At 63.0% G+C, this 844-nt stretch carries 1 pseudogene; it reads left to right on the top strand.

Annotation, left to right across the window (positions count from 1 at the left end):
- Positions 1-61: 61 nt before the first annotated feature.
- A pseudogene (locus EN884_RS37385) lies at positions 62-844 on the top strand (autotransporter outer membrane beta-barrel domain-containing protein); the annotation flags it as partial.

Here is an 844-nt window from a genome sequence, read left to right as displayed (position 1 = left end):
TCGTACCAACCGACGTATTGGTGATGGTGCCGCCGAAGGCATCAAGGCAACCGGCGCCGGCGTGGTGAACGTCAATGTTGCCGGCACGGCCAGCGGCGTAGCGCGCGGTGTGACGGTGACGGGTTCCAGCGGCACCATCACCAATACGTCGGTTGGTACGATCCGCAACAGCTCCGGGCTGCTGACCGACTCAGCGCTCGTGGCCACCGGCGGGCCGTTCGTCCTTGCCAACGCAGGTTTCATCACCGGTACGGTGACCTTTGGCGCTGCTGCTGACACATTCAACAACAACGGCACTTGGCGCACGGCGGGCGGCACCAGCGATTTCGGCGGCGGCGGCGACACGATGACCAATGGTCCCGGGAGCATCGTCGATGCTGCCGGAGTGGGCGGTATCGCGACAACCAACTTCACCAACCTGGCGATGTTCGTGAATCAAGGCCGCACGACGGTGGTCAACGGCTTCGCCGGCGATGTGCTCAACACGAGCGGCAATGCGCAGTTCGATGGAAGCTCGATCTATGCGGTCGATATCGGGGGCCTCAATCAATCGGACAAGTTTGTCTCGACTGGCACGACGACGCTGGCTGCCGGTTCCACTCTTGAAGTCCATATGGTGGGCAACCTGCAAGTCGGCGCGCAATACAAGGTGCTCACCGCCGACGGCGGCTTGACCGGCGAATTCGGTTCGGTGACCGGCGTCACCAATACCGCATTCCTGTCGGTGACCGACACCTACGACGCCAACAACGCCTATCTCGACGTGGCCAAGGTGCGTGACTTCGCCGATGCCGGGCTGACGCCGAACCAGATCGCCACGGGCGAAGGGCTGGACAGCCTGACT

Origin of the sequence: Mesorhizobium sp. M7A.F.Ca.AU.001.01.1.1 (assembly GCF_004022735.1) — a bacterium.
Lineage (GTDB): Bacteria > Pseudomonadota > Alphaproteobacteria > Rhizobiales > Rhizobiaceae > Mesorhizobium > Mesorhizobium ciceri.
The sequence above is the reverse complement of the archived record's forward strand: the minus strand, read 5'-3'. Positions and strand labels throughout refer to the sequence as shown.